Origin of the sequence: Streptococcus sp. IsoGale022, from assembly GCF_031142805.1 — a bacterium.
GTDB lineage: Bacteria > Bacillota > Bacilli > Lactobacillales > Streptococcaceae > Streptococcus > Streptococcus sanguinis_A.
This window is the reverse complement of sequence record NZ_JAKZJI010000009.1, coordinates 26,282-49,040: the sequence shown is the minus strand read 5'-3', so window position 1 is coordinate 49,040 and position 22,759 is coordinate 26,282. Positions and strand designations below refer to the sequence as shown.

Below are 22,759 nucleotides of genomic sequence, written 5' to 3'. Positions count from 1 at the left end.
CGTCAATACGAAAGAAATTTCCGGCCTTGTATGAAATAGCGAGACTTGTTAATAAACAGGTCTCTTTTTTGTTTCTGACTTTTTGGATATGACTGATGTGGCTCGAGATGATGAGTCGTAGTGGTCAGAAAACTTCAGGAATAAAAGAGGCCAAGAGGAGGAATACATTGTCAAAAGAACAAAAGCGCCAAGCTTTTTACACCCAGAGTCCTGAGGAAATTTTCAAAACTTTGGACGCTTCAGAGCAAGGTTTGTCCAGTCAAGAAGCAGCCAAGCGTTTAGCTGATTATGGCCGCAATGAACTGGATGAAGGGGAGAAAAAATCTCTCTTAATGAAGTTTTTGGAGCAGTTTAAGGATTTGATGATTATCATCTTGTTGGTAGCAGCGGTCTTGTCTGTTGTCACATCAGGTGGTGAAGACATCGCGGATGCCTTGATCATCCTAGCGGTAGTAATCATCAATGCCATCTTTGGTGTCTATCAGGAAGGCAAGGCTGAAGAAGCAATTGCGGCACTCAAGTCTATGTCCAGCCCGGCTGCGCGTGTCCTGCGTGATGGCCATGTCACAGAAGTAGATTCTAAGGACTTGGTGCCTGGTGATATCGTTAGATTGGAAGCCGGTGACGTTGTTCCAGCAGATATGCGGCTTTTGGAAGCTAATTCACTGAAAATCGAAGAAGCAGCTCTGACAGGTGAGTCTGTACCGGTTGAGAAAGACTTGACTGTTGAGGTAGCTGCAGATGCTGGTATTGGTGACCGTGTGAATATGGCCTTCCAAAACTCAAATGTGACCTATGGTCGTGGGGTTGGATTGGTTGTTAATACAGGGATGTATACAGAAGTCGGCCACATCGCAGGTATGTTGCAAGATGCGGATGAAACGGACACACCTCTTAAGCAAAATCTTAATAGTCTGTCTAAGGTTCTGACCTATGCTATCTTGGTGATTGCTGCAGTGACTTTTGTAGTCGGTGTCTTCATTCAAGGGAAAAATCCACTGGATGAGCTGATGACTTCTGTAGCTTTGGCAGTTGCGGCTATTCCAGAAGGTCTGCCTGCTATCGTTACTATCGTGCTGGCTTTGGGAACTCAGGTTTTGGCTAAGCGGAATTCAATTGTCCGTAAGCTTCCAGCTGTTGAGACTTTGGGATCAACTGAGATTATCGCTTCAGATAAGACTGGTACCCTGACCATGAATAAGATGACGGTCGAAAAAGTCTTTTACGACGGAGTCCTGAATGAAGCTGGACAAGATATCGAACTTGGACTGGAGCTGCCGCTCTTACGTTCGGTTGTCTTAGCCAATGATACCAAGATTGACCAGGAAGGGAAGCTAATTGGTGACCCAACAGAAACAGCCTTTATCCAGTATGCTTTGGACAAGGGCTATGATGTGAAGGCCTTTTTAGAGAAATATCCTCGAGTAGCTGAGCTGCCCTTTGATTCAGATCGTAAGCTCATGTCTACTGTCCATCCATTGCCAGATGGGAAATTCCTTGTGGCAGTAAAGGGAGCACCAGATCAACTCTTGAAACGCTGTGTTGCCCGTGATAAGGCTGGAGATGTTGCAGCGATTGATAACGCTACTTCACAGCTGATTAAGTCTAACAACTCAGACATGGCTCACCAAGCTCTGCGTGTGCTGGCCGGCGCCTACAAGATTATTGATGCAGTTCCGACTGACCTGACATCTGAAAATCTAGAAAATGATTTAATCTTTACTGGTTTAATCGGTATGATTGACCCAGAACGTGCAGAAGCTGCAGAAGCCGTTCGTGTAGCCAAGGAAGCAGGTATTCGTCCGATTATGATTACCGGTGACCATCAGGATACAGCAGAAGCTATCGCTAAACGTTTGGGTATCATCGAAGAAGGAGATACTGAAGACCATGTCCTGACTGGTGCAGAGCTCAATGAGCTTTCTGATGCAGAATTCGAAAAGGTTGTTGGCCAATACTCTGTCTATGCCCGGGTTTCTCCTGAGCATAAGGTACGGATTGTCAAAGCTTGGCAAAACCAAGGTAAGGTCGTAGCCATGACAGGTGATGGTGTCAATGACGCACCAGCTCTGAAGACAGCTGATATCGGTATCGGTATGGGAATTACCGGTACAGAAGTATCTAAGGGTGCCTCTGACATGATTCTGGCAGATGATAACTTTGCGACCATCATTGTAGCCGTGGAAGAAGGACGCAAGGTCTTCTCTAATATTCAAAAGACCATCCAGTATCTCCTTTCAGCTAATACAGCTGAGGTGCTGACTATTTTCTTGGCAACCCTCTTTGGTTGGGATGTGCTGCAGCCAGTTCATCTGCTTTGGATTAACCTAGTAACGGATACCTTCCCTGCCATCGCTCTGGGAGTTGAGCCTGCTGAGCCAGGTGTCATGAGTCATAAGCCTCGCGGCCGTAAGTCTAGCTTCTTCTCAGGTGGAGTTATGAGCTCTATCATCTATCAGGGGGTCCTGCAAGGGGCTTTGGTTCTGGCGGTTTATGGTTATGCTATCTCTAATCCCGTTCATGCCGGTGATATCAAGGCTATCCATGCGGATGCTCTGACAATGGCCTTTGCAACGCTTGGCCTCATCCAGCTCTTCCATGCTTATAATGTAAAATCTGTTTATCAGTCTATCTTTACAGTTGGTCCATTCAAGTCTAAGACCTTTAACTGGTCTATTCTGGTTTCTTTCATCCTATTGATTTCGACTATTGTAATTGATCCACTGGAAAAGATTTTCCATGTGACCAAGCTGGACTTATCACAATGGACAGTTGTTCTGATTGGTAGCTTTGCCATGATTGTCATTGTTGAAATTGTTAAGTTCATCCAACGTAAATTAGGTATGGACAAGAATGCTATTTAACAGCAAAAAGTCATCTTCGGATGGCTTTTTTGCGTACAAGGCGATATAATCAAATTCAAAGAAAGCAACTCGAAATGACGGTGAAAGTATGTATCAAAATTTACGAAAGAAGTTGGAAGAGGCTTCTCCTTTATATTATGAGGAAGAAATCTTATGGTTACTGGATCATATTGGTCATCCAGAAGCGACAATCCGTGATGAGTTAGTCTTTTCGTCCTTAGCTAGGGGACTTCAGGCTGACCTGTTTTCAGTTGAACAGTTTCGTTTCTTGGCTCAAGAAGCAGTCAAAAGACAAGGACTTTTTTACAAGAGTGATAAAAATGGTCAAGCTACCTTAACACGTTCCTTCACGGCTTTACTTTATGCCAATCTCTTAAACTGTGATGGTAATCCAAACTCTTCGTATTATCAGGCTTTATCAGTGCAAGGAAGAAAATATTTACTAGATAAGGGGCTAACCTACCTGTCAGTAGAAAGAGACACAAGGGGTTACTCCAGGAAATACGGTTGGGTTCATGCCTTCGCTCATGGAGCAGACTTATTGACAGAAGTGGCTTGTCACCCGGACTTTCCCTCCAGTAGGATGCCAGAGGTTTTAGAGGTCATTCATCAAGTTTTTAAAAGAGTTTTAGTCCGTTTCGGAAATGATGAGGATTGGCGCTTAGCCCAGGTGCTCTATCAAGCTGTCTTAAAGGAAAAACTGTCGCAGCATGAACTTAGACTGTGGCTTCAATCACAGAGTTTTCCATTGGAAAACAACCAAGACTTCATTGCTTTTTCCAATTTTCGCTCCTGCTTATTAGAAGTCTTTGTGCAGTTGGACAGCAAAAAACAGCTCTCAGATGAGCTGAGAACTGCTATTCAACATTTCCATTACTGAACTTCAATTACTGTTAAAGCGTCTCGCAGTTCAGCTGCTAGATGTTTTTTCTTATAGTCTAGAAATTGCTCTAAATCTTTAACGGCATTATAACGTTTGTGGAGACGATACATCTGGGGAATCTTATACTGAGGAAAGTCATTAAAAAAGTTCCGAGTCAGTTCCCATTCGCGGATGTAGCCCAGAGGACGCATATGGTAACGGACACCTTCGATAACACGGCTTTGGTGGCGGTGATGAAGATGGCCGAAAACAACCTCTTTCACCTTGTATTTGACAAAGAGCCGATGAAAAGCTTGGCTTCCTAGGAAGGCGTTGAAGCGCTGGAAATAGGGATGGTCGTATAGAAAGTCTTGATGAGGGACAAAATGCAGAGCAACGATAATGGGGCCATCTAAAGTTGCCAACAGTTTTGCTAACTCTTGCAGTGTCTGAGCTGTAATGCTAGGATCGTCGAGTTGACGCTCCAATCTGCGGTCAAACCAGAAATTTGTCTTGGTTCTCAGATGCTCTTCCTTGCTTTTTTCTGGAACAAAGCTGTAGTCATACCAGCCAGAAAAGCTGACGAGCTTGGTCTGGCCGAACTGTTGGACCTGAAAATCATAGTTTGAAATTTCTTGCTCAGAAAGTCCCAGCATATCGTGATTTCCCAGATTAAAAGAAAGGGGAATCTCTTGCTTCAAAGTTTCAAGAAAGGGCAAACTGATATTGGTCAGGTCGTTGGATAAATCTCCAGCAATGTGTAGGTGGTCAATCCCTTCCTCTTTTAAAAGCAGGCGAAGAGATTTCCGCTCAAAATTCCCAAATTGATTGGAGTCCAGATGGAGGTCGCTCATAAATCCGATTCTTGTCATGGTTTTAGTCTAGCATATTTTTTAAAACTTGAAAATGCTTAAGGCCCTATGGAGTGTCTCCCTTTTTATCCGAACACCTCATAAATTATAGTGATTTTGTATTTCGTTTTTCCATGAATGAAGTCTAGGAAGGCTTGAAATAATTCTTCCAACCCCATGTCATTATATTACTTTTCTAACAATTAGGTGACAAGGAGCCGCTTGTCTTGCCTAGCTAGGGAAAATCCGATAAAATGTAAGCTGCTGAATGTGAGATTAGGCAAACTGTTTAATTTATGTTATAATTAAACGATATGTGAAAAGAGGTATTTATGGACATTTCAGAAATTCGTCAAAAGATTGACGCAAATCGTGAAAAATTAGCTTCTTTCAGGGGGTCTCTTTGACTTAGAAGGTCTGGAAGAAGAAATTGCCATCTTAGAAAATAAGATGACAGAACCCGACTTTTGGGATGACAACATTGCAGCCCAGAAGACATCTCAAGAGCTGAATGAACTCAAGCAAACCTATGAAAATTTCCATCAGATGACTGAGCTTTTTGATGAATCGGAAATCTTGCTTGATTTTCTGGCCGAGGATGAGTCGGTTCAAGGAGAGTTGGAAGAAAAGCTGGACGAACTCGAGAAAATGATGACCAGCTATGAAATGACCCTGCTCCTATCTGAGCCTTACGACAATAACAATGCTATCCTTGAAATTCACCCGGGCTCTGGTGGTACAGAGGCCCAGGATTGGGGAGATATGCTGCTGCGTATGTATACACGCTTTGGCAATGCCAAGGGCTTCAAAGTAGAAGTCTTGGACTATCAAGCTGGTGATGAAGCAGGAATTAAGTCAGTAACCCTTTCATTTGAAGGACCGCACGCTTATGGTCTGCTCAAGTCAGAAATGGGAGTCCACCGTTTGGTCCGGATTTCACCATTTGACTCAGCTAAACGTCGCCATACTTCTTTTACTTCAGTAGAGGTCATGCCAGAGCTGGATGACACCATTGAGGTGGAAATTCGCGATGACGATATTAAGATGGACACTTTCCGCTCGGGAGGAGCCGGCGGACAGAACGTCAATAAAGTTTCTACTGGTGTGCGGCTGACCCATATTCCTACAGGAATTGTGGTGCAGTCTACGGTTGACCGGACTCAGTATGGAAACCGTGATCGAGCGATGAAGATGCTACAGGCCAAGCTTTATCAGCTAGAGCAAGAGAAACAAGCAGCCGAAGTCGATTCACTCAAGGGAGATAAGAAGGAAATTTCCTGGGGCAGTCAAATCCGCTCCTATGTCTTTACGCCTTATACCATGGTCAAAGACCATCGGACCAGTTACGAAGTAGCACAGGTGGACAAGGTGATGGATGGAGATTTGGATGGTTTCATCGACGCTTATTTGAAATGGCGTTTGAACTAGGAAATGCAAGAGATTAGAATTAGATTGAAAGGAAATTTCAATAGATGTCAATAATTGAAATGAAAGATGTTGTCAAGAAGTATGGCAACGGGACCACTGCCCTGCGTAGTGTGTCTATTAACGTAGAACCTGGGGAGTTTGCCTATATTGTAGGCCCTTCAGGAGCAGGAAAGTCAACCTTTATCCGTTTGCTTTACCGGGAGATAAAGCTGGATAAGGGAAGTCTTAAAGTAGCTGATTTTGACTTAGCTAAGATTAAGAAGCGTGATGTTCCAATGCTGCGCCGTCAGGTCGGAGTAGTCTTCCAGGACTATAAACTTCTTCCTAAAAAGACAGTATATGAGAATATTGCCTATGCCATGGAAGTTATCGGTGAGCGCCGCCGCAATATTAAAAAGCGGGTTATGGAAGTGCTGGACCTGGTTGGTCTCAAGCACAAGGTTCGCTCATTCCCTAATGAGCTGTCCGGTGGTGAGCAGCAGCGGATTGCCATTGCGCGTGCTATTGCTAACAACCCTAAAGTCCTGATTGCGGATGAGCCGACAGGAAACTTGGACCCAGATAATTCTTGGGAGATTATGAACCTGCTAGAGCGGATTAACCTTCAGGGAACAACTGTCCTGATGGCAACCCACAATAGTCAGATTGTAAATACTCTGCGTCACCGCGTTATTGCCATTGAAAATGGCCGTGTGGTACGTGATGAAGCGGAAGGAGAATACGGATACGATGATTAGAAGATTTTTTCGCCATTTGATTGAGTCGCTTAAGAGTCTTACGCGGAATGGTTGGATGACTGTAGCAGCTGTCAGCTCGGTTATGATTACCTTGAGCTTAGTGGCTGTATTTGCTTCAGTAATTTTAAATACAGCTAAGCTGGCAAATGATATTTCAAACAATGTCCGCGTCATGGTATACATGCGTAAGGATGTTGCCGATAATAGCGAAACGATTGTAAAAGAAGGCCAAACAGTTCAGAATGAGGACTACCATAAGGTCTATGATGCTCTGACTTCTATGAAAAATGTAGATAAGGTTACTTTTTCTAGTAAGGAAGAACAATATGAGCAGCTGACAGAAACCATGGGTAGCGAGTGGAAGATTTTTGACGGTGATGCCAACCCACTTTACGATGCTTATATTGTTGAGACCAAGGCGCCTAAGTATGTAGAATCTGTTACAAAAGATGCTCGGAAGATTGATGGTGTTTCAGAGGTTCAAAATGGTGGTACCAACACTAAAAAGCTCTTTGCGCTTTCTAATTTTATCCAAACGTGGGGCTTGATTGGTGCAGCGCTTCTGATTTTTGTTGCTGTCCTTCTCATTTCCAATACTATTCGGATTACCATTATTTCCCGCAGTCGAGAAATTCAAATTATGCGCTTGGTTGGTGCCAAGAATAGCTATATCCGTGGACCATTCCTGTTTGAAGGGGCATGGATTGGCTTGCTAGGGGCAACAGTTCCGTCAGTGGCAGTGTATTTTATATACAAAATAGCCTTCCAGACTATGAATAAGAGCCTAGTCGGTCAAGGGCTTTCTATGATTGATCCGAAACTCTTTAGTCCGATTATGATAGCAATACTCTTCGTATTAGGTATTCTTATCGGATCGTTGGGATCTGTTTTCTCTATGAGACGCTTCTTGAAGATTTAATAATACATAAAAAACCAGAGTTTGAAGAATTTCAAACTCTGGTTTTGTTATAGATAACTATTAGGTAATCAATTAAATAGCTACTGAGCTAAAAATGGATTAAAGATTTTTTCATGTGAAATAGTGGTATCATGACCATGACCAGGATAAACAGCATAGTCTTTGGGCAATACCAGAAGTTTCTCGCGAATGGATGTCAGCAATTGCTCCATGTTTCCAGTCGGCAGATCCGTTCGTCCGATGCTTTCCCGAAAGAGGGCATCACCCGTCAAAACAAGGTGGTCATCTGGAAAGACTAGAGAGACACCTCCGATGGAGTGGCCAGGTGTTGCAAGCACATAGAAGTGAAAGCCTCCAAGATCATAGTCTGTTTCGTAGGAGAAAAACTCTTCTGCTGGTCGACAGATAATATCATCCAGATCAGCATGGCGCGCCAGACCAGATAGGTTATCTGTCGGTGTGTAGAGCCAGCTGCTTTCGCTCTCAGCCACATAGACAGGTGGGGCGGCAAAGTGCTCCCGGACCTTTTCTAAACTCATAATGTGGTCATAATGGGTATGGGTCAAGAGAATAGCAATCACAGGCTTGGCGAGTTCCTCTAGCTTGCGCTCAATCTTTTTCCAGTCACTGCCAGGATCGACGACTAGGAGACCCTGGTTATTTTCTAAGATATAGGTATTTTCAAAAGCAATAAGGTTGATAATTTTATGAATCTTCATTTGATTTCCTCGGAAAATGTATTATGCTATTGAGTGTAACAGAAAAGCGTTTTTTTGCACAGAATTGCTTTCTAGGCTAGGGCTGAAAATTTTCAGATGTCTCAGAATGGCTTTTATGATATAATCATAGCAGTATGACAGAAAATAATTATAAGTATGCTGTTGTGGACTTGGAGGCTACAGGAACGGGCAGCAGTGCAAAGATTATCCAGATTGGCATTGTTCTGATTGAGAATGGAATCATTACCAAGACTTATGAAACAGATGTCAATCCTCATGAGGAACTGGATGAGCATATCAAAGAGCTGACGGGATTGAATGATGAGCGGCTTGGCCGAGCCCCGGAGTTTTCTCAGGTAGCAGCTGAGGTATATGAGCTGATTCAGGATGCGATTTTTGTCGCTCATAATGTCAAGTTTGATGCAAATCTACTAGCAGAGGCCCTTTTCTGGGAAGGGTTTGACTTGCTGACACCGCGTGTGGACACGGTAGAGCTGGCTCAGGTCTTCTACCCGACTTTTGATAAATACTCTTTGGGCAATCTCTGTAATTTGCTGGATATTTCTTTAGAAAACGCCCACACTGCTCTGGCAGATGCTCAAGCAACGGCTCAGCTTTTTTTAAAAATACAAGAAAAAATCAAGAGTCTTCCCAAGGCCTTGGTTGTCAAAATGCTGACTCTAGCTGACAGCATTATCTATGAGTCGCGTCTGGCTATCGAGGAAGTTTGTCAGACGATGCCGGATCAGCAAGATAATGAACTGCAATCCTGCCACGGTATTTTCCTGCGACGTCCCCAAAAGCTGACTTCGGAAAAGAAACTGTCGCAAGATTTCCTGACCAATTTATACCTACTGGGCTTAGAAGAGCGGTCTGAACAGCTCAAATTTGCTCATTTTATGGAGGAAGCTCTGGACCAGCAGGAGCCTAGTTTTTTAGAGGCGCAGACAGGATTAGGTAAGACCTTTGGTTATTTGCTGCCCATTCTATCTAGAGGTCAGGAAAAAGTACTAGTGACGGTTCCGACTAAGATCCTGCAGGACCAGCTGCTGCAAAAGGAAGGACGATTGTTGGAGGAAGTATTTGGTATTTCTTTTCACAGTCTTAAGAGTCCGGAGAATTATCTCAAGCTGGACCATTTCTATCAGACATTGGATAGGGAATATGACAACCGTTTGGTTAATCGTTGCAAGTTGCAACTCTTGGTCTGGCTGACAGAAACCAAAACAGGTGATTTGAATGAAATCGGGCAGGCTCATCGCTTCTCAAGCTACTTCAATGAAATCCGTCATGATGGCAAGCTGAGCAAACATTCTCTTTTTTATGAGGAAGATTTTTGGCGGTTGGGACAGGTCAAGGCGGCCACCAGTCGAGTCGTGATTACCAATCATGCTTACCTACTAATGCGTTTAGAGGATGACCAGTCTTTGCTGGACAATCGCATTCTGGTAGTTGATGAAGCTCAGAAGATGTTTTTCGCCTTGGAAAGCTTCTCTCAGTCCAGTATAAATCTAACTAAAACGCTGCAGCAGATAAATCATCTCCTTCAGGAAGAAGGGGAACTTTTGCAGCAACGGCTTTTGCAAAGCATTCAGTTTGAGCTGGCTGATGCCGCAGAGAAGCATCGCAAGAAAACATCTGAGCTAAGTCAGGAAAAGATTGCCCGGCTGCTTCAGGATGTGTCTGAGTTAAAGACTAGTGCACTGCCTGAGCTGCAGCACTTGTTCAGTGGCAAATACCAGTATTATTGGTTGGTTGATGAAGTATTGACAGACCATCGCTTGATGACGTTGCATGCTGGCCGTTCAGAATTGCTGCATTTCACAGATTTTTTAACTGAAAGAGCTAAGGTTATCTTGGTTTCGTCCACTCTGGAAATCAGCTCAAAGGTCAATTTGGCGCAGTTGCTAGGCTTTGAAAGTTATCACTTTTACAAGCTGAAAAGCAAGAAGAAGCCACTGCAGAAGCTCTTTTTAGATGAAAGTTTTCCAGCAGTGGTGGATTTGTCAACTGAGGATTTTGCCCGAGAGATTGTTGCGTGTCTGCAAGAAGTGGCGGAACTCGGTCTGCCTATCGTCGTTCTCTTCACCTCTAAAGACTTGCTTTTAACTGTTTCGGACTTGCTGGCTCTTCCGCATTTGGCCCAATATAAAAATGGCGATGCTGGCAATATCAAGCGGCGTTTTGATAGAGGAGAGGCAGGTATCCTTTTGGGCTCTGGCAGCTTCTGGGAGGGGGCTGATTTTGCTGAGCAAGATCAGATTATTCAGCTGATTACTCGGATTCCATTTGACAATCCCAAGGATTTCTTTGTACAGAAGATTAACAGCCGCCTGAAAGCGGAAGGTAAGAATGCCTTTTATGATTATCAACTGCCTCTTGCCATCTTACGACTTAAGCAGGCCATTGGTAGGACCCGGCGCAACGAACATCAGAAGTCAGCTGTTATTTTTTTGGACAACCGAATCTCTAGCAAACGCTATGGCAAGCAGATTCAGCATCATCTGTCACAATTGGCCTCTTTGGAAATTCTGCCAGAGGCAGCCATTATGCAGGAATTACAAGACTTTTTTGACTGAAACTATCTGAAATCAGCTGAGTTTTATCGGCTGATTTTTTAGGTCCATTTACATTTTCGTGACAAAATCTGTTATAATGAAAGGCATAGGAAAGAAGGGGTGTTCGTGAAAAAATATTTACCAGGAATTCTGTTATCCTTTGGCATAGCAGCTGTTTCTATCTTTTTAGGCGGTTTGCTTCCCTTGATAGGCTCTAGTGTTTTGGCTATTGTCTTTGGGATTGTTTTGAACAACAGCATGAAGCTGCCAGCTGTTTTTCAGGAAGGACTCAGCTATTCGGGGAAGAAATTGCTGCAGTATTCCATTATCTTTTTGGGATTTTCCATGTCCATAGGTCAGGTTTCTGAGACGGGGCTTTCTTCTCTTCGTATCAGTCTTATCACCATTCTGATAGCCTTTCTGGCGGCCTATTTGGCTGGGTGTTTCTTTAAAATGAACCGCGTCTTGACTATTTTAATCGGTTTTGGAACAGCCATCTGCGGTGGCTCTGCCATTGCGGCTGCTTCACCAATCTTAGAAGCTGACGAAGAGGAAATCGCCCTGTCCATCTCCACTATTTTCTTTTTCAATATCTTAGCGGTATTCATTTTCCCTTTTTTAGGGCATTTGCTGCAGATGTCGGACGCCTTTTTCGGGACTTGGGCTGGAACAGCCATCAATGATACTTCGTCAGTAGTGGCAGCAGGCTATACATATAGCCCGTCAGCTGGGGACTTGGCGACCATTGTCAAGCTTAGTCGGGCTCTGATGATTGTACCGGCCTGTTTGATCTTCGCAGCTTATCGCTATATCAAGTCTAAGAAGTCGTCGCAAAAGACAAATTTGAAACAGATTTTTCCTTGGTTTATAGCTTGGTTTGTCCTAGCTTCACTTGTCAGCAGTCTTGGGTTTTTGCCGGCTGCTGTCATCCCCTATACAAAATTCATTTCTCAGTGGCTGATGGCTATGGCCTTAGCAGCTATTGGCGCAAAGGTTTCCTTTAAGCAGTTTAAGCAAGCAGGAGCAGCGCCTTTGCTGACTGGTGCCTTCGCTTGGTTTTGCGTTGCTGTTTCTAGCTTGATTATCCAGTATTTTTTCTAAAAAGGAGGGACTATGCCCTATCAAAGACGGACGTTTGAGTCTCGGATTGATTATAGTTTAATTTTGCCCGTTTTGATGCTGCTCTCAATCGGTGTTGTAGCTATATACATTGCTGTTAGTCATGATTATCCTGACAATGCCTGGCCCATGGTTGGGCAGCAGATTGCCTGGATTGCGGTGGGCTTCCTGCTCAGCTTTATTCTCATGTTTTTTAACACCAAGTTTCTCTGGAAAATTACGCCCTATCTCTATGTTTTTGGTCTTGGCCTCATGGTCTTGCCTCTGATTTTTTACAGTGAATCGCTGGTAGCCTCCACTGGTGCTAAAAACTGGATTGCTATTCGTGGGGTGACCCTCTTTCAGCCTTCGGAATTCATGAAGATTTCTTACATCCTTATGCTGTCGTGGCTGGTGGTCCACTTTCTCCAGCAACACAAGCAGGATGAGCGAACCTTGGCTTTAGATTTTTTTCTAATTCTGAAGCTTGGGCTCTACACTGTGCCTGTTCTGGTTCTGTTAACCCTTCAGAGTGACTTGGGAACAGCTCTAGTTTTTGTTGCTATATACGGCGGTATCGTTCTTCTGTCTGGTGTTTCTTGGAAGATTATCCTGCCGGTCTTTCTGACGGGAGTCCTGCTGTTGGGAGGATTTCTCTTTATCTTTATTTCCGATGGCGGCCGTGCTTTTCTGCATAATCTTGGCATGCCAACCTACCAAATCAATCGGATTTTGGCTTGGCTTCATCCTTTTGACTATGCTCAGACGACCACCTTCCAGCAAGCACAGGGACAAATCGCTGTCGGAAGCGGCGGTCTGACTGGTCAAGGCTTTAATGTTTCGAATCTCTTGGTTCCTGTTCGGGAAAGCGATATGATTTTCACCGTCATTGCAGAAGATTTTGGCTTTTTGGGCTCGACCTTGGTTATCATGCTCTATTTACTGCTGATTTACCGCATGCTCAAGATTACGATTAAATCCAACAACCAGTTTTATACCTATATCTCAACTGGCTTTATCATGATGCTGCTCTTCCATATCTTTGAAAATATTGGAGCGGTGACAGGGATTCTGCCTCTGACAGGGATTCCGCTGCCCTTTATCTCACAGGGTGGTTCTTCCATCATCAGTAATCTTATCGGTGTTGGTCTCCTGCTGTCCGTCTCCTATCAGAACAGCCTGACGGATGAAAAGAAGGAGCGAATTCCTGCAGTCCGAAAAAAAGTCGTACTAAAGAAATTAAAATAAAAATAAAGCAAGTTTTTGACTCACAAATCAGATGCGATTTTGTGACTGGCTCATCTCAGAAAGGATATTTTCATGAAAAAAGCCGCTTTACTCTTAGCTCCCGGTTTTGAAGAAATCGAGGCCTTGACAGTTGTGGATGTCTTGCGCCGTGCAGGTCTTGTCTGTGATATGATTGGTTTTGATGAATCAGTGACTGGGTCTCATGCCATCACTGTTCAAGCGAATCAGGTCTGGAAGGGGCAGCTGGATGACTACGATATGGTCATTTTGCCAGGGGGGGGATGCCAGGATCGGCCAATCTTCGTGACGATGACCGTCTGATGCAGCTTTTGCAGGATTTTCAGCAGGCGGATAAATTCATCGCTGCCATCTGTGCCGCTCCCATTGCTCTTGACCGTGCAGGTATCTTGACTGGTAAGTATTTCACTTGCTATGATGGTGCGCAAGACAATATTAAAAATGGAACTTACCGTAAAGAAACAGTTCTTGTTGATGGGAAGCTGATTACTAGCCGTGGTCCATCGACTGCCTTGGCTTTCGCCTATGAGCTGGTTCGTCAGCTGGGAGGGGACGCTGATCAGTTGGCTGATGCCATGCTTTATACAGATGTATTTGGAAACTAAAAAGAGGCTGGGACTCAAAATATGTCCCAGCTTTTTTGAACACTTATTCATCTTTGTCGTCCTCTATTTGGTAGGGGGTTAGAGCTGTTGGAAAGGACGAAACCAGCAGCTATTTTTAAATTTTAGATTCTTTGAGATATTTTGTTTAGAAAAAGGCTTGAAAAAAGTCGGAAAAGTGCTGGATTCGGGCAAATATTAGCCCCTTTTTCATGAAAATTATGGTATAATGAAAGGTATGAATTATCAAGATTACATCTGGGATTTAGGTGGAACACTCTTGGATAATTATGAAACTTCGACAGCAGCTTTTGTTCAAACCTTGAAAGAGTTTGGTCTACAAGCTGGTCACGACGAAGTTTATAAGGCCCTCAAGGTGTCTACAGACTATGCTGTCCAGCAGTTTGCTCCCCAAGAAAAAGACTTTTTAAAGTTTTATAAAGCCAATGAAGCAGAAGAGTTGTCTCACCCTGTCTTATTTGACGGCGCGGCAGACTTGCTTAGGCGGATTGTGGTCAAGGGTGGTCGGAACTTTCTGGTCTCCCACCGGGACAACCAAGTGCTAGAAATCTTGGAGAAAACTGCCATTTCATCAGCATTTACAGAAGTAGTGACAGCAGTAAATGGTTTTCCAAGGAAACCCTCACCAGACTCCATGCTCTATCTAAAAGACAAGTATCAGATTTCCTCTGGCTTGGTTATTGGTGACCGTCCTCTGGATATTGAAGCAGGGCAGGCAGCTGGATTTGATACCTATCTCTTTGATAATATGCAGCATCTTGAAGAATTTATAGATATTGATTAGAAAAGGAACACTATGACAGAAGAAAAGCAACAAGATATACAGGCCCAAGAATATGATGCCAGTCAGATTCAGGTCTTAGAAGGTCTAGAAGCCGTTCGTATGCGTCCGGGCATGTATATTGGTTCGACCTCCAAGGAAGGTCTGCACCATTTAGTATGGGAAATTGTTGACAACTCGATTGATGAAGCTCTAGCTGGTTTTGCCAGCCACATTCAAGTCTTTATCGAAAAAGACAATTCCATCACAGTAGTGGATAACGGTCGGGGAATTCCCGTTGATATTCAGGAGAAAACAGGCCGTCCAGCCGTGGAAACCGTCTTTACTGTTCTCCATGCTGGAGGAAAATTCGGCGGTGGCGGATACAAGGTATCAGGAGGTTTGCACGGTGTGGGCTCTTCCGTTGTAAATGCCCTGTCCACTCAGCTGGATGTTCGCGTTTATAAAAATGGCCAGATTCATTACCAAGAATACCGTCGCGGTCATGTAGTCGCTGATCTAGAAATCATTGGTGAGACAGACCGTACAGGTACGACAGTTCACTTTACACCGGATCCAGAGATTTTCACTGAAACAGTAGAATTTGACTTTGAAAAGCTCAATAAGCGGGTGCAAGAATTAGCCTTCCTCAACCGTGGTCTTAGAATTTCCATTACTGATAAGCGAGATGGAATGGAGCAGGTCAAGGATTACCACTATGAGGGTGGGATTGCCAGCTATGTTCAATACATCAATGAAAATAAGGATGTAATCTTTGAAACGCCGATTTATACCGACGGTGAAATGGACGATATTACAGTTGAAGTAGCTATGCAGTATACAACTGGCTACCATGAAACAGTTATGAGCTTTGCCAATAACATCCATACCCACGAGGGTGGAACGCATGAGCAAGGTTTCCGGACTGCCCTGACAAGGGTTATCAATGACTATGCCAAGAAAAACAAGCTTCTCAAAGAAAACGAGGACAATCTGACTGGGGAAGATGTGCGTGAGGGACTGACAGCGGTCATCTCTGTCAAGCACCCCAACCCTCAGTTTGAAGGTCAGACCAAGACCAAGCTGGGCAATAGCGAAGTGGTCAAGATTACCAATCGCCTCTTTAGTGAAGCTTTCTCAGATTTCCTTTTGGAAAATCCTGCGGTGGCTCGAAAAATCGTTGAAAAAGGAATTTTGGCTTCTAAGGCCCGAATTGCTGCCAAGCGAGCTCGGGAAGTAACCCGCAAGAAGTCTGGCTTGGAAATCTCCAATCTGCCTGGTAAATTGGCTGACTGCTCGTCTAACGACCCTCAGGAAACTGAACTTTTCATCGTGGAGGGGGATTCAGCGGGTGGTTCAGCTAAGTCCGGCCGTAACCGTGAATTCCAGGCTATTCTGCCAATTCGCGGTAAGATTCTCAACGTTGAAAAAGCCAGCATGGACAAGATATTGGCCAATGAAGAAATTCGCAGTCTCTTTACTGCTATGGGAACTGGTTTTGGAGCTGACTTTGATGTCAGCAAGGCCCGCTACCAAAAATTAGTCATCATGACTGATGCTGATGTAGATGGAGCCCACATTCGGACCCTGCTCTTGACTTTGATTTACCGCTATATGAAGCCGGTTCTGGAAGCTGGATTTGTCTATATCGCTCAGCCGCCAATCTACGGTGTCAAGGTCGGAAGTGAAGTCAAAGAATATATCCAGCCAGGTGCTAATCAGGAAGAAGAGCTTCAGGCTGCTTTGGCTCGCTACAGTGAAGGCCGCTCCAAGCCAACCATTCAACGCTACAAGGGGCTCGGAGAGATGGATGACCATCAGCTGTGGGAGACAACTATGAATCCTGAACATCGCTTGATGGCACGGGTTTCAGTGGATGATGCAGCGGAAGCTGACAAGATTTTTGACATGCTGATGGGGGATCGCGTTGAACCTCGTCGTGAATTTATCGAAGAAAATGCTGTATACAGTACGCTCGACGTCTAAAAAAATCAGAAAAATCAACCATTATGGGCAAAAATATGATATAATCATTATGTTTGCTTTATAGTAACAATGTGAAGGAGTTCTATATGTCTATTGGACTAGTTATTCTCGTTGCTGTGGTAGCTCTGCTTTTGGTTGTCGGCTATGGTACTGCAGTTCTGATGAGAAAGAGAAATGAAGCTTTACTTCAAAATTTGGAGGAGAGAAAAGAAGCACTCTATAATCTCCCTGTGAATGATGAAGTTGAAGAAGTAAAAAATATGCATTTGATTGGGCAGAGTCAGGTAGCCTTCCGTGAATGGAATCAAAAATGGGTAGACTTGTCCTTAAATTCATTTGCTGATATCGAAAATAATCTATTTGAAGCAGAAGGTTACAATAATTCTTTCCGTTTCATAAAAGCCAAGCATGCTATCGGCAATATTGAGAGTCAGATCGATTTGATTGACGAAGATATCAAGATGATTCGTGCTGCCTTGGAAGATCTTAAAGAGCAAGAGTCTAAAAACAGCGGTCGTGTGCTCCATGCCTTGGATTTGTTTGAAAAACTGCAAACTCAGGTGGCGGAGAATGCAGACTCGTATGGGCAAGCCCTAGCTGAGATTGAGAAACAGCTGGAAAATATCCAGTCAGAGTTTTCTCAGTTTGTAACTCTTAATTCTTCTGGTGACCCGGTTGAAGCAGCTGAAATCTTGGACAAGGCAGAGGATCATATTCTTGCTCTGACACATATTGTTGAGAAAGTTCCTGCTATTGTTGAAGAGTTGACTGTGAAATTGCCAGATCAGTTGGAAGACTTAGAATCTGGTCACCGTAAGCTCTTGGAATCTGGTTATCACTTTATCGAAACAGATTTAGAGTCTCGCTTCCAGCAGCTCCATGCAAGTCTCAAACGCAACGAAGCCAATATTTCAGCTCTAGAGCTGGATAATGCTGAGTATGAAAATGAGCAGGCGCAAGAAGAGATTAACGCTCTCTATAAAATTTTTACCCGGGAAATAGAAGCCCACAAAGTAGTGGAGAAGCTGATTAAGAACTTGCCTAGCTATCTGGCTCATACAAAGGAAAACAACCAGCAACTCCAAAAAGAGTTAGAACGTTTATCTCAAACCTTCCTTCTCTCTGATACAGAGACTTCTCATGTCAAGGAGTTGCAAGCTGAACTTTCTGCCCAGGAAGATGTGGTGTTGAGCGCGGTAGAAGATTCTTCTGAAACCAAACAAGCTTATTCAGTGGTTCAGGAAGAGTTGGAAGCTATCCAAGAGCGCTTGAAAGAAATCGAAGATGAGCAGATTTCTCTTGGTGAAGCACTGGCAGAGATTGAAAAAGATGATGCCAATGCTCGCCAGAAGGTCAATATCTATGCTAACAAATTGCATACCATTAAGAGATATATGGAAAAACGCAATTTGCCAGGTATTCCAGACTCTTTCTTAGAAATTTTCTTCTCAACCAGCAATAATATTGAAGAGTTGGTGAAGGAATTGGAAGCTACACGAGTCAATATCGAATCAGTTAACCGTTGGTTGGAAATTCTAGGAAATGATATGGAGCAATTGGAAGAAGAAACCTATCGTATCGTCCAAGATGCTACCTTGACTGAGCAGTTGTTGCAGTATTCAAACCGCTATCGTTCCTTTGATGATAATGTACAAGCAGCTTTCAATAAGTCCTTGTATGTCTTTGAACATGACTACGACTATGCTCAATCCTTGGAAATCATTTCAAAAGCTTTGGATCTTGTCGAGCCAGGTGTGACCGAGCGCTTTGTGACATCCTACGAAAAAACACGCGAGAATATTCGTTTTTAAAAAAAGTTCCTGAGGGAACTTTTTTCTTTTACAAAGAGAAAGCTAGAGAACAGTCAGTAACAAGGATTCTGGGACTTCAATTTTCCCCAGCTTGTTTTGAAATAGAATTTCCTGTATAATACAAAAAAATAGAAAGAATGAGGTCGGACAATGAAAACAGTCAAAGGCTTGTTAGTCATGGATGTAGACAGTACCTTAATCATGGAAGAAGGGATCGACCTGCTAGGTGAGGAAGCGGGTGTAGGAGCTCAGGTTGCGGCTATTACCGAGCGTGCCATGCGAGGAGAGTTGGACTTTGAAGCTGCCTTACGTGAGCGTGTTGCACTTTTAAAAGGCCTGCCAGAGGATATTTTTGCTCGAATTGCTGAAAGGATTCACTTCACACCAGGAGCCGAGGACTTGGTCAAGGAGTTGCATAAACGTGGTTATAAAGTAGGCTTGGTGTCAGGTGGTTTTCATGAAACGGTGGACAGACTGGCTGAGCAGCTTGGAATTGACTATGTCAAGGCAAATCGTTTGGAAATCCAGCAGGGCTTTTTAACAGGCCAAGTCTTAGGAAAGATTGTCACTAAGGATACCAAGCTTGCCATGCTAAAAGCATGGGCGGCTGAAAATAAGTTGGAATTAAATCAAACAATTGCTATGGGGGACGGCGCCAATGATCTGCCTATGATTCAGGCAGCAGGGATAGGAATTGCCTTTATGGCCAAGCCAATCGTGCGAGAGCGGGCTCCTTATCAGATTCAAGAATGCAATCTCTATCGGGTCATTGATCTTTTAGACAATAGAAAAGAATAGGAGAGAAGCATGCATATTCTAATTGCACCGGATTCTTTCAAGGAAAGTTTGTCAGCTCCTCAGGTTGCTCAAGCTCTGCAGACGGGCTTTTCTCAGGCCATGCCAGATGCCAGCTTTGACTTGCTGCCGGTGGGTGACGGGGGCGAGGGAACAATGGCTGCGCTGACAGCAGCCTTGGGCTGGGCTGAATTTTACCACACTGTGACTGGACCCTTTGGCCAGCCAGTAAAAATGCCCTACGCCAGAAATGGTCAGCAAGCGCTTTTTGAAATGGCTGATTTAGTCGGACTTGCCTCTATTCCTCAGGAAAAACGAAATCCCTTGGCCATAGAGACCAAAGGATTGGGAGAATTGATTTTGCACCTGGCTGAAGACGGTGTCAGAAAGATTTTAGTTGGTGTTGGTGGTTCGGCCAGTAACGACGGTGGGATTGGACTGGCAGCGGGCCTGGGCTATGAATTTTTCGATGCGGATAATCATAGACTGCGCCCCATTGGCTCGTCTTTGGGAAAGGTCGCTCGAATATCAGCTGAGCAGGTTCCTGCTTTCTTGAAAGAAGTTGAGATTGAGATTTTGACGGATGTAGACAATCCTCTTTGTGGAGTGCGAGGTGCGACAACTGTTTTCGGAGGTCAGAAAGGCCTATCTCCCTTATTATTCTCTCAAGTGGATCAGGCTATGTCTGATTTCTATCAGTTGGTTAATCCTCAGGTGATTGATATGGAGGGAGCCGGAGCCGGAGGCGGAATGGCAGCAGGACTGATTGCTTTTGCTGGTGGAAAAATCGTTTCGGGGATTGAAACCTGTTTAGACTTACTGGATTTTGATGACAGAGTAAAAAAAGCGGACTTGGTCGTAGTTGGCGAAGGGCGGATGGATCGTCAGTCTTTGGCGGGCAAGGCACCAGTCGGGGTCGCAAGACGAACGTTAGAAGGTATCCCTGTACTGGCGATTTGCGGTAGCCTGGCTGATGATTTGCCGGATTTCCCGATTGAAAATATCCAGGCAGCTTTTCCCATTATTGCAAGAGCAGATAGTTTGGATAGGATTCTAGAGCAGGCGGAGCAAAATTTGATTCGTACAGCAAGAAATATTGGCAATGTACTAAAAATGAAAAAAAGCGATTAGTCCGCTTTTTTTAGTAGATATTCAATTTCTTTGACAATCATGCCCTTTTTAAAGAAGAAGATGTCACAAGAAAGGTCACCAACGTCATTTTCTAGAAGGGTCACAATCCGATTCTGGTTGGGACTAAGCTGATAATGAGTGCAACGAAACTGGACGGGGTTCTTATGATAGACTTTTTGAATTTTAGTCAGGTAGTCAGCTTTACCTTTGATTATTTCGGTTGTGTCACCCTGTAATTCCCAGCTTACATGATTAGAAAGAAAAGTCTCATAAGTTTGCCAATCGCGCTGATTTTCAGCTTCAAAGAAGGCAAAAAGTTTTTCTAAATTTGTCATCCTAGCTAAACCATTTTTTCCATAGGGAGCGCTTTTCTTTTACTGGTTTTTCTGCTAGCTGAAGGAGACTAGCAAACTGTTGGCTCATGTCTTTGTCATCTACTTGGACCAGATGGTCGCTATGGACAATCAGTCCAAAAGGAGAAGCCTGGTAATCACTTGAGACGATAGTCGCTTCGCAGCCTAGTTCCTTAGAGGTTTTTAGATAAAAGATTTGATTGCTAGACTCGACTTCTGGGGAAATTTTGACAATTACTGGTTGGCAGTTTTTCATGATGCTGCTGAGCATTTCTTTGAAATGATTGCGAATGAAAGAGTCGTTGACTTGCTCAATGGAGCAAGAAGCCAGCACTCGCTCCTCAAAAGTCCCTAAAAACCTACGCTGTTCATCAGGGTTGAGCTTGACTCCGCCCTGAGCTTTTTCCATGATTACTTTATTAATATCAGTCATAATAAAATTGTACCATAAAAGGAGAAATTCTAAAAGGTCGAATCTTCTTTCTGATTTGCTGGAAAAACATTTATATAGTAAATTTGGAATCGTTTTCTTGTGCGAAATTTCTCAAATTTGCTTAGATTCTCTATTTTTCCTTGAAAAAAAAGCGTTTTTGAGGTATCATAGACTAGTAAATAATTTTAAATAATAAGGAGAGTAAGAAATGTCAATTATTACTGATGTTTACGCTCGCGAAGTCCTAGACTCACGCGGTAACCCAACACTTGAAGTAGAAGTTTATACTGAATCAGGTGCTTTCGGACGTGGTATGGTTCCTTCAGGAGCTTCTACAGGTGAGCACGAAGCAGTTGAACTTCGTGATGGCGACAAATCTCGTTACGGTGGTCTTGGTACACAAAAAGCAGTTGATAATGTAAACAACGTTATCGCTGAAGCTATTATCGGTTACGATGTTCGTGACCAACAAGCCATCGACCGTGCAATGATCGCTTTGGACGGTACTCCTAACAAAGGTAAATTGGGTGCGAACGCAATCCTTGGTGTGTCTATCGCTGTAGCTCGTGCTGCTGCTGACTACCTTGAAGTGCCACTTTACAGCTACCTTGGCGGATTCAACACTAAAGTTCTTCCAACTCCAATGATGAACATCATCAACGGTGGATCTCACTCAGATGCTCCAATCGCATTCCAAGAGTTCATGATCTTGCCAGTTGGTGCTCCAACATTCAAAGAAGCTCTTCGTTACGGTGCTGAAATCTTCCACGCTCTTAAGAAAATCCTTAAATCTCGTGGTTTGGAAACTGCCGTTGGTGACGAAGGTGGATTCGCTCCTCGCTTTGAAGGAACTGAAGATGGTGTAGAAACTATCATCGCTGCTATCGAAGCTGCTGGTTATGTTCCAGGTAAAGATGTATTTATCGGATTTGACTGTGCATCATCAGAATTCTACGATAAAGAACGTAAAGTATACGACTACACTAAATTTGAAGGTGAAGGCGCTGCTGTTCGTACATCTGCAGAACAAATCGACTACCTTGAAGAGTTGGTTAACAAATACCCAATCATCACTATCGAAGATGGTATGGATGAAAATGACTGGGATGGTTGGAAAGCTCTTACTGAACGTCTTGGTAAGAAAGTACAACTTGTTGGTGACGACTTCTTCGTAACAAACACTGACTACCTTTCACGTGGTATCAAAGAAGGATGTGCAAACTCTATCCTTATCAAAGTTAACCAAATCGGTACTCTTACTGAAACATTCGATGCTATCGAAATGGCTAAAGAAGCTGGTTACACTGCAGTTGTATCACACCGTTCTGGTGAAACTGAAGATTCAACAATCGCTGACATCGCTGTTGCAACTAACGCAGGTCAAATCAAGACTGGTTCACTTTCACGTACAGACCGTATTGCTAAATACAACCAATTGCTTCGTATCGAAGATCAACTTGGTGAAGTTGCTCAATACAAAGGTCTTCAAGCTTTCTATAACTTGAAAAAATAATCTAACAAGATATAAGAGGAGCTAGGACTTAGTCCTAGCTTTTTTGATGTGT

General features: G+C 43.7%; 18 protein-coding genes and 1 pseudogene. 15 read left to right on the top strand and 4 right to left on the bottom strand.

Annotated features, from left to right (window positions below):
• Window positions 1-167 precede the first annotated feature (167 nt).
• Complete coding sequence (locus RG608_RS06180) at window positions 168-2,864, top strand: cation-translocating P-type ATPase (RefSeq protein ID WP_268686508.1); 2,697 nt, start codon at window positions 168-170, stop codon at window positions 2,862-2,864.
• 88 nt (window positions 2,865-2,952) lie between these two features.
• Complete coding sequence (locus tag RG608_RS06175; RefSeq protein WP_268686509.1) at window positions 2,953-3,744, top strand: DUF2785 domain-containing protein; 792 nt, start codon at window positions 2,953-2,955, stop codon at window positions 3,742-3,744.
• Here the strand turns inward: RG608_RS06175 and RG608_RS06170 are convergent.
• On the bottom strand, window positions 3,738-4,598 hold the full coding sequence (locus RG608_RS06170) for a metallophosphoesterase (RefSeq protein WP_268686510.1): 861 nt from the start codon (window positions 4,596-4,598) through the stop codon (window positions 3,738-3,740). The two genes, RG608_RS06175 and RG608_RS06170, sit on opposite strands and share 7 nt — an antisense overlap.
• Before the next feature lie 311 nt (window positions 4,599-4,909).
• Here RG608_RS06170 and prfB point away from each other — a divergent pair.
• From prfB to ftsX, 3 genes are all read left to right on the top strand, one after another.
• A protein-coding gene (gene prfB, locus RG608_RS06165) for a peptide chain release factor 2 (RefSeq protein ID WP_125341648.1) occupies window positions 4,910-6,005 on the top strand; the annotation gives its coding sequence in 2 pieces (ribosomal slippage) (window positions 4,910-4,981 and window positions 4,983-6,005; 1,095 coding nt in all).
• Window positions 6,006-6,049: 44 nt separating this feature from the next.
• The gene (ftsE, locus tag RG608_RS06160; protein ID WP_002895890.1) at window positions 6,050-6,742 is read left to right on the top strand and encodes a cell division ATP-binding protein FtsE; all 693 of its coding nucleotides are present in this window, start codon (window positions 6,050-6,052) and stop codon (window positions 6,740-6,742) included.
• Window positions 6,735-7,661, top strand: a complete 927-nt coding sequence (gene ftsX, locus RG608_RS06155; protein WP_268686511.1) for a permease-like cell division protein FtsX — start codon at window positions 6,735-6,737, stop codon at window positions 7,659-7,661. The genes ftsE and ftsX overlap by 8 nt, the downstream gene beginning before the upstream one ends.
• 80 nt (window positions 7,662-7,741) lie before the next feature.
• On the opposite strand, the gene RG608_RS06150 is transcribed toward ftsX, so the two are convergent.
• The gene (locus RG608_RS06150; RefSeq protein WP_268686512.1) at window positions 7,742-8,380 is read right to left on the bottom strand and encodes an MBL fold metallo-hydrolase; all 639 of its coding nucleotides are present in this window, start codon (window positions 8,378-8,380) and stop codon (window positions 7,742-7,744) included.
• Window positions 8,381-8,514: 134 nt separating this feature from the next.
• On the opposite strand from RG608_RS06150, the gene RG608_RS06145 reads away from it, so the two are divergent.
• From RG608_RS06145 to RG608_RS06105, 9 genes and pseudogenes are all read left to right on the top strand, one after another.
• Window positions 8,515-10,959, top strand: coding sequence for a bifunctional DnaQ family exonuclease/ATP-dependent helicase (locus RG608_RS06145; protein ID WP_308946711.1), 2,445 nt, complete (start codon window positions 8,515-8,517; stop codon window positions 10,957-10,959).
• A 99-nt stretch (window positions 10,960-11,058) separates the two neighbouring features.
• Entirely contained in the window at window positions 11,059-12,039 is a 981-nt protein-coding gene (locus RG608_RS06140) for a YeiH family protein (protein WP_268686514.1), read from the top strand.
• 12 nt (window positions 12,040-12,051) lie between these two features.
• On the top strand, window positions 12,052-13,284 hold the full coding sequence (locus tag RG608_RS06135) for an FtsW/RodA/SpoVE family cell cycle protein (protein WP_268686515.1): 1,233 nt from the start codon (window positions 12,052-12,054) through the stop codon (window positions 13,282-13,284).
• A 72-nt stretch (window positions 13,285-13,356) separates the two neighbouring features.
• Window positions 13,357-13,907 (top strand): annotated as a pseudogene (locus tag RG608_RS06130) (DJ-1 family glyoxalase III).
• 235 nt (window positions 13,908-14,142) lie between these two features.
• Window positions 14,143-14,709, top strand: a complete 567-nt coding sequence (locus RG608_RS06125) for an HAD-IA family hydrolase (RefSeq protein WP_308946710.1) — start codon at window positions 14,143-14,145, stop codon at window positions 14,707-14,709.
• 12 nt (window positions 14,710-14,721) lie between these two features.
• Complete coding sequence (gyrB, locus tag RG608_RS06120; protein WP_002895870.1) at window positions 14,722-16,671, top strand: DNA topoisomerase (ATP-hydrolyzing) subunit B; 1,950 nt, start codon at window positions 14,722-14,724, stop codon at window positions 16,669-16,671.
• A gap of 86 nt (window positions 16,672-16,757) precedes the next feature.
• A complete protein-coding gene (ezrA, locus tag RG608_RS06115; RefSeq protein ID WP_268686518.1) occupies window positions 16,758-18,482 on the top strand; it encodes a septation ring formation regulator EzrA in 1,725 nt (574 codons plus the stop codon).
• Window positions 18,483-18,632: 150 nt separating this feature from the next.
• Window positions 18,633-19,280 carry a phosphoserine phosphatase SerB gene (serB, locus tag RG608_RS06110; RefSeq protein WP_268686519.1) on the top strand — a complete coding sequence of 216 codons (648 nt, stop codon included), beginning with the start codon at window positions 18,633-18,635 and terminating at the stop codon, window positions 19,278-19,280.
• A gap of 9 nt (window positions 19,281-19,289) precedes the next feature.
• Entirely contained in the window at window positions 19,290-20,408 is a 1,119-nt protein-coding gene (locus RG608_RS06105; protein WP_268686520.1) for a glycerate kinase, read from the top strand.
• On the opposite strand, the gene RG608_RS06100 is transcribed toward RG608_RS06105, so the two are convergent.
• Window positions 20,405-20,743 carry a nuclear transport factor 2 family protein gene (locus tag RG608_RS06100; protein WP_308946709.1) on the bottom strand — a complete coding sequence of 113 codons (339 nt, stop codon included), beginning with the start codon at window positions 20,741-20,743 and terminating at the stop codon, window positions 20,405-20,407. The genes RG608_RS06105 and RG608_RS06100 overlap by 4 nt on opposite strands.
• A gap of 1 nt (window position 20,744) precedes the next feature.
• A complete protein-coding gene (locus tag RG608_RS06095) occupies window positions 20,745-21,194 on the bottom strand; it encodes a DUF1694 domain-containing protein (RefSeq protein ID WP_268686522.1) in 450 nt (149 codons plus the stop codon).
• Between the two features lie 208 nt (window positions 21,195-21,402).
• Here RG608_RS06095 and eno point away from each other — a divergent pair, with 208 nt between their 5' ends.
• Window positions 21,403-22,707, top strand: a complete 1,305-nt coding sequence (gene eno / locus RG608_RS06090; RefSeq protein WP_268686523.1) for a surface-displayed alpha-enolase — start codon at window positions 21,403-21,405, stop codon at window positions 22,705-22,707.
• The last annotated feature ends 52 nt before the right edge of the window (window positions 22,708-22,759 follow it).

Coding starts and splice junctions, on each gene's coding strand:
- RG608_RS06175 (WP_268686509.1), top strand. CDS start 2,953: ATGTATCAAAATTTACGAAAGAAGTTGGAAGAGGCTTCTCCTTTATAT.
- RG608_RS06170 (WP_268686510.1), bottom strand. CDS start 4,598: ATGACAAGAATCGGATTTATGAGCGACCTCCATCTGGACTCCAATCAA.
- ftsE (WP_002895890.1), top strand. CDS start 6,050: ATGTCAATAATTGAAATGAAAGATGTTGTCAAGAAGTATGGCAACGGG.
- ftsX (WP_268686511.1), top strand. CDS start 6,735: ATGATTAGAAGATTTTTTCGCCATTTGATTGAGTCGCTTAAGAGTCTT.
- RG608_RS06150 (WP_268686512.1), bottom strand. CDS start 8,380: ATGAAGATTCATAAAATTATCAACCTTATTGCTTTTGAAAATACCTAT.
- RG608_RS06145 (WP_308946711.1), top strand. CDS start 8,515: ATGACAGAAAATAATTATAAGTATGCTGTTGTGGACTTGGAGGCTACA.
- RG608_RS06135 (WP_268686515.1), top strand. CDS start 12,052: ATGCCCTATCAAAGACGGACGTTTGAGTCTCGGATTGATTATAGTTTA.
- RG608_RS06125 (WP_308946710.1), top strand. CDS start 14,143: ATGAATTATCAAGATTACATCTGGGATTTAGGTGGAACACTCTTGGAT.
- gyrB (WP_002895870.1), top strand. CDS start 14,722: ATGACAGAAGAAAAGCAACAAGATATACAGGCCCAAGAATATGATGCC.
- ezrA (WP_268686518.1), top strand. CDS start 16,758: ATGTCTATTGGACTAGTTATTCTCGTTGCTGTGGTAGCTCTGCTTTTG.
- serB (WP_268686519.1), top strand. CDS start 18,633: ATGAAAACAGTCAAAGGCTTGTTAGTCATGGATGTAGACAGTACCTTA.
- RG608_RS06105 (WP_268686520.1), top strand. CDS start 19,290: ATGCATATTCTAATTGCACCGGATTCTTTCAAGGAAAGTTTGTCAGCT.
- RG608_RS06100 (WP_308946709.1), bottom strand. CDS start 20,743: ATGACAAATTTAGAAAAACTTTTTGCCTTCTTTGAAGCTGAAAATCAG.
- RG608_RS06095 (WP_268686522.1), bottom strand. CDS start 21,194: ATGACTGATATTAATAAAGTAATCATGGAAAAAGCTCAGGGCGGAGTC.
- eno (WP_268686523.1), top strand. CDS start 21,403: ATGTCAATTATTACTGATGTTTACGCTCGCGAAGTCCTAGACTCACGC.